The following is a 5,605-nucleotide window of genomic DNA, read 5'->3' on the forward strand; positions in this document are numbered from 1 at the left end:
GTTTATTGGTGCCTGAAGGAATTCCCGTTCCATTTGATTATGTTAAACATCTTAGGTAATCTATCCCCTATTCTTTCTCCGTACTTCATTGTTAATTCGGAAGGTATTAGATTTGTTGTTGCTAACGTTAGGGCTTTGTTTCTGTATCTTTCAAAAAGTATTTCTCCTAGTATTTCTATTCGATTGAAAGCCTTTTCTTCATAACCCAGATCATCGATATATAGATTTCCTGAGTAGTATTGTTTAATATTAAATGTTGAATCTGATATCTTGGATTCTCTCATATATTCACTTACCAAAGAAGGAGTGCTTACACAATTAAAAAACATCTCTCCATGGTTTCTTTTTTGCATTATTTCTCGACCGATGTTGTGTAAGATTTCAAATAAGTACGTTTTCCCTACTCCGTAATCACCTGTTATCAATAGACCTTTTTCAAAAGATGGTGTGTTTTTTATAACCTTAGATTCAAGGAACTTTTCTTCTTTCAGAAAATACCTGAATATCGTATAAACAACATCAACATTATCGCTGTTTATTAAGTACTTCCCTTTCGAATGATATTTCCATAGCTCCCAAAATATCTTCTTAGTTAAAACGAAATTGTTTGGCGTGACTTCTCGTTTTACTGGGACATATACCTGATCACAAGGCTTATAATTTCCTCGTAGCTTTGCTATTGCGTTTGATATATTAGTCATATTTCTTCATTTTTGACACTACTGCTTGATTTATTACGGAGGTTTTAGCATTATTTTTCTTCAGCCAATTCAGAAAGTGATGAGCAAAATCTTGTGGCTCTTTTGCAAACTGATTTACTGTTTCCAAATGCGTTATAAACTCGTCCAATTTTTCTTCTAGACCGGCTTTTGAAATTTTTTGCGCGACGGAAATAGCTTTTATTAATTTTTCGTTTTCTAAGTAATCTTTTTTTAATTCATGAATCGAAACAAAAACACCTTCGGTCGGTGATGATGTAAACCAATTTTCTTCTTTACTTTTCTTTTCTTTTCTTTTCTTTACTTTTCTTTGTGTACTTTTTTCTTCCTTATCTGGGGGTTTTGAATCCATAACCCCGGGTTTTGGCGCCATAACTATAGATTCTGGCTCCATAACACAGATATTAGCGTCAATAGTTGTTCTTCCTTTTTTTGCTACCAGGTATCTTTCTTGAATAGATGATGAAGTAAGAATTGACCCCACATCAAAAACAGTCTTACTAAAAAGCCCATTAGTGACACAAAATGTTATTACCTCACTTACTATTCCTTCGCTCATATTCAAATCGTCTGCTACATCAAATATGAAATCTTCATCACACTCTGCGTAATATCCTTTATCTCTATATATCTCACAGAGCACAAAAACATAGATTGTACACCCTTTTGCTCCAAAATTCTTAAGCAACTTTCTTACCTTTCTATTTCTAAAAACACCTGTGTTTAAAGGAAAGTAATCAAGTCCTATTTTTACAGGTCTAGCCATTTTTATAATTTGAAATATTGTTTAACGTATTTTCGTTCTTCCGGAGTAAGTTTCTTGAGACACGGAACGCCATTTTCTAGTATTATCTTCACGTCCTTTTCTCTTCTTCTTCCTAACAAATAATAGATTCCTTGTGATGGCTCGGTGAAGCTTTCTATTATCATAAAATTGCTTTCTAGAGTATCGGCACGAATCACTTATTATTCTTTTTTGTAGATTATATCTTTTCTATTTTTTGAGCGATAGCGTTGTCAAATCGATGAATAATACCCCCGCGGTAAATCTCATTCAACTCTAGGTTGAACGATACACTTACCTTGTCTTCAGGCATAATGTTATCTAGTTGAGAGAACATTTCCTTTCTTACCTGGACACGGCAAGGCTTAGACTTGTTTTCTTGTATTAATATTAGATCTATTCTTTTTGACTCGATTTTGTCAATCTTTAAAACTATCCCCTCTATGTTCATTGATTGTTTTTTTAAAAGAAGGGCTTTGAGGTTATCGCCACCCATTCAACTCAACATGAAAAAACTAACTACTTATTTTTTTTAAAATGGCAAATCGTCATCTGCCGTATTGTTTAATGAAGCAGCTGCTTCATTTGCTACTGCTGCTTGTGAGGTTCCGAAATCTTCAATTCTCCATCCTTGGATTGAATTAAAATACTTGGTTTCTCCCTGAGGGTTTACCCACTCACGTCCTCGAAGATTGATTAACACTTTTACCCCGTCACCTATCTTGTAATTGTCTAACAAGTCGCATTTATCCTGGACGAATTCTACCATTATATGCTGTGGATATTGCTCGTCTGTTGTCACAACAATTTCACGCTTTCGGAAACCATTTGCTCCGAATACCTCTGTGGTTCCTATATGTTTTATTTTTCCTATTAATTCCATTTTAAGCGGCTTTTAAGCTGTTTTTAAGTTCGATTAGTTTCTTATAATTGTCTGGTATACTAAAAAGCACTTCGTTCATGTACTTTCTGGCTAACACAATCATTTCTTTCATCTGCTTGTTTCTTGTCTCGCAATACGAATGTTGAAATACTTTTACTCTCATCTCTTCTGGTATTTCAACAAACACTCCCTCAAACCACTCTAATTTTACATTTGAGCTATTCTCACAGAAAGCCTTTAGTCCTTCTAAGGTGAAAATGTGATTACATACTGTTTCAATGATTAACTCTTTTCCAGAGTCGTTTCTCACGTTACCTTCATGATCTAGTATATTGTGTTTTCGGTCTAAATTTCTTATTTCGTCATTTAGCAGCTTGTCAGGCGTATCTACGAGCACATAGACTAGTTCACTTTCTTTAAGCTCCCACAGGTCCATATAGCCATCTAATTGCCATATATACCCTTTGTTTTTAATTGTGTTATCAGTTATTGGAAATGTTACGTACGACCAGCTCGCTTTTACGTCTCTAATTTTTGATTGTTTATTGTCACACTCTCCGTCAAGGTATTTGTTCTTTCTTCGTTCTTTGTTTTTGAGCAGTAATTTGTTTAAGACATTAGAGTAAGTTGTAATCGCAACATCCTCTTTTTGAAGACCTTTATCTAAATACTTAGCAGTTATTTTAGAGCTTCTTTTAACTAGACATTCAAATACAAGTTTCTCTAGGTATTTTTTAGCGCCATCGGTTAAGATGTATTTTGCGTTTTTTCTCTCTATAAGACCTCCTAGAGTTTGTATTTGCTTTTCTGTAAGTTTTTTAGCGTCAGGGTCGTTGTGTTTTTTCAAAAGGTCATTGAGTGTATTTTCTTGATTTGCTGTTAACGGCTTAGGAACACCGCTCATTATATTCACTAAAGAATGTGGGCGAAATCTGTAATCATCAAAATTCATAACTTTAGTTTTTGGTTGCTTCTAAGTGAAGTATTTCGGTTTCTTTACTTGTTAGTTTGCTATCGTATTTTAATAACTGATCTGAATCTAGAGAGTCTCTGATTTCATTTATTTGTTCAATTGTCTCTGCTTTATTAATAAAGTCATAGATTCGAGTATTCTCTTCTTTTAAGCTTTCCGTTTTAATGTCAATTATTTGCGGGTTATCTATATAATTGTAGTCTCCTTCTTTTTCTTGAACTGATTGATCCACAAGTTGAGCAGTTTGAAGTTCTATTGACATTATACCCCACCTAGATAAAGTGTTTTTTAGCACTGTTTTTTTTGCCATCGCATCAAACTGGTCTTTGTCTTGCCATGGGGAAAAACTACTATTGTATGCTTGTGAATATTTCTTTGCGTGTCTTATCACTTTCTCTTTAGTCCAATAGCTTGTTTTTTCCATCCCATTTGATAGCTTAAAATAAGCTGCGTATCCTACAATATTTTCTTTTCCTTCAATATTGAAATCTGCAATTAACTCCTCTGTTAGTCTATTGAATGAGGTAAATTGATTTGAGTAAACTTCTGTTACATTTATTCTTAAATACTGACCTGTTCTAAGGGCTAGTTGCACATACCCCTTCCATCCCATCTGAAATTGCGCTTGCCCTTTGTATGGAACTATCCATGCAAAACCTAAGTTTTGATTTATTGGTAGGTCCAGTATTGCAGCAGTTGCTGCAGCATTTAATACAGTATGAGGTTCTGCGTTTTTAAGTAATTTATTGGAATTAACAGTTTGTAAAACAGAAGAAATGAAGCCAGGTGCTTTTTTACCTAATAGTTTTTGAAATTTTTCTTGAACAGATTTTCCAGAAAACAACTGTTTTGTTGTTGTATGCGATAATTGTTTTTCCATGTTGTTGGTTTTTAAATGTTGATATTTAATTCCGGCATTTGAGAGGGCATTTACCCTTAACACACTTTTTTACGTCTGCCCTCTCTTTCTTTCTATTCATTGATTTGATATGGGTGTATTTAAGAGAATTGAAGGTTGAAACAGCTGCACCTTTTCGCTTTTCTTTTGCTTCAATTCTCTTAAACTATTTTATGTATAAGGATAGACCAGAACACTATTAGTACATATAATGCTAGTATAGCTAAGCATGCTAAACATGCAGCGCCTATTTTGGTGAATGTTTCTTTATTCATAAATTCTTTAAGTTTTTAGCCCTATTAGAGTTTAGGTGTTTCCAGACAATCTGCTTTATGTGTTCTTTCTCTAGTTGTTTTTTAGTTTTTTTCGCAGGCTTCTTGTTTTTCTTTATCTCCCCTTGTACATGCTTAAGCAACCTCTCTTTTTCGTTTAAAGGGAGATTCTGAATAAGCGGGTATAAAGCTTCTGCGTGTAGCATTCTTTAGATTCTGTCTCTATTTTTGATTTTCTGGATTTCGTTGTTTTCTTTCTTTAACCATACAAATAGTGCGGTTAAGAATACTGCTTGTGTTATGATTGCTATAGTTGCCATTTTTTGTTTTTAAATACAGTGACCATTGCAGATCACTATTATTATTCCTACTATTCCTGTTGCTAGAATTATTATCTCAGATAAGTGGATTGTTGGTTTTAGATTCATTTATTTCTTTGTTGGTTTTAAGAGTTTTGTATTTAGTAGTAAGAAATTACTACTGTGTGCGTTTCGTCTATCCGGTCAAAAAACAATTGCTTTGACACGATTAGAATGTCGTCATCTTCAAAGCGCCTTACTTCTTCTTCAAGCGCTTTTTGGCATTTGTGTTTGCGTATCGCTGTCTTCATTTTGATTGTCTATGTAACCTCTTGTGAATATTATAAATGGTGCTTGGTGTTTTTTAGGCACTCCTGCTCCATGATGCCAATTGTGTTTTGCTGTCGTAGCACTAATGTTAAATTTGTCGGCTACGGCATTGTAGAAATCATTACGATTGTCTACTTGCGCTATTAATTCTTTTATTTTTGTTCTCAGATTTGGTTTCATGTTGCTATTATTCCTCCTGTTTTTATTTTAATATTGAACTGTTTCTCTGCCTTTTTTATGCATTCCTGCATAGCTTCTTCATGGTTCTTGTCTTGTGTTGTGAATACAAGACATGTGTCTGCAAAAACATATCGATCAGATACTTTTATGTACATATTTATACGCACTGCCTGTCCTTTAGTTTCTTGTATTATTTTATACTCTACTTGTGTTGTTCCGTAATTTTCCATGTTGCTTATATTTGGTTGGCGTGTATTTGATCTTGGT

At 33.9% G+C, this 5,605-nt stretch carries 8 protein-coding genes; all 8 read right to left on the reverse strand.

Features of this window, described 5'->3' with window-relative positions:
* Positions 1–2: 2 nt before the first annotated feature.
* The gene (locus ACFSTE_RS15935; protein WP_378298275.1) at positions 3–701 is read right to left on the reverse strand and encodes a hypothetical protein; all 699 of its coding nucleotides are present in this window, start codon (positions 699–701) and stop codon (positions 3–5) included.
* Positions 694–1,485 carry a DUF4373 domain-containing protein gene (locus tag ACFSTE_RS15940; RefSeq protein WP_378256761.1) on the reverse strand — a complete coding sequence of 264 codons (792 nt, stop codon included), beginning with the start codon at positions 1,483–1,485 and terminating at the stop codon, positions 694–696. The genes ACFSTE_RS15935 and ACFSTE_RS15940 overlap by 8 nt, the downstream gene beginning before the upstream one ends.
* Before the next feature lie 2 nt (positions 1,486–1,487).
* Positions 1,488–1,649, reverse strand: coding sequence for a hypothetical protein (locus ACFSTE_RS15945; protein WP_378298277.1), 162 nt, complete (start codon positions 1,647–1,649; stop codon positions 1,488–1,490).
* Between the two features lie 386 nt (positions 1,650–2,035).
* Positions 2,036–2,386, reverse strand: a complete 351-nt coding sequence (locus tag ACFSTE_RS15950; protein WP_378256767.1) for a DUF3127 domain-containing protein — start codon at positions 2,384–2,386, stop codon at positions 2,036–2,038.
* Position 2,387: 1 nt separating this feature from the next.
* Positions 2,388–3,338, reverse strand: coding sequence for a hypothetical protein (locus ACFSTE_RS15955; RefSeq protein ID WP_378256769.1), 951 nt, complete (start codon positions 3,336–3,338; stop codon positions 2,388–2,390).
* A gap of 4 nt (positions 3,339–3,342) precedes the next feature.
* Positions 3,343–4,239, reverse strand: a complete 897-nt coding sequence (locus tag ACFSTE_RS15960) for a recombinase RecT (protein WP_378256771.1) — start codon at positions 4,237–4,239, stop codon at positions 3,343–3,345.
* Between the two features lie 856 nt (positions 4,240–5,095).
* Positions 5,096–5,338 (reverse strand): hypothetical protein, encoded by a 243-nt coding sequence (locus tag ACFSTE_RS15965; RefSeq protein WP_378256773.1) that lies wholly within the window; start codon positions 5,336–5,338, stop codon positions 5,096–5,098.
* The coding region (locus ACFSTE_RS15970) for a hypothetical protein (RefSeq protein ID WP_378298279.1) at positions 5,335–5,605 on the reverse strand (271 nt) is incomplete at its 5' end. The genes ACFSTE_RS15965 and ACFSTE_RS15970, both read right to left, overlap by 4 nt.

It is taken from the genome of Aquimarina hainanensis (genome assembly GCF_042684685.1).
GTDB classification, from domain to species: domain Bacteria; phylum Bacteroidota; class Bacteroidia; order Flavobacteriales; family Flavobacteriaceae; genus Aquimarina; species Aquimarina hainanensis.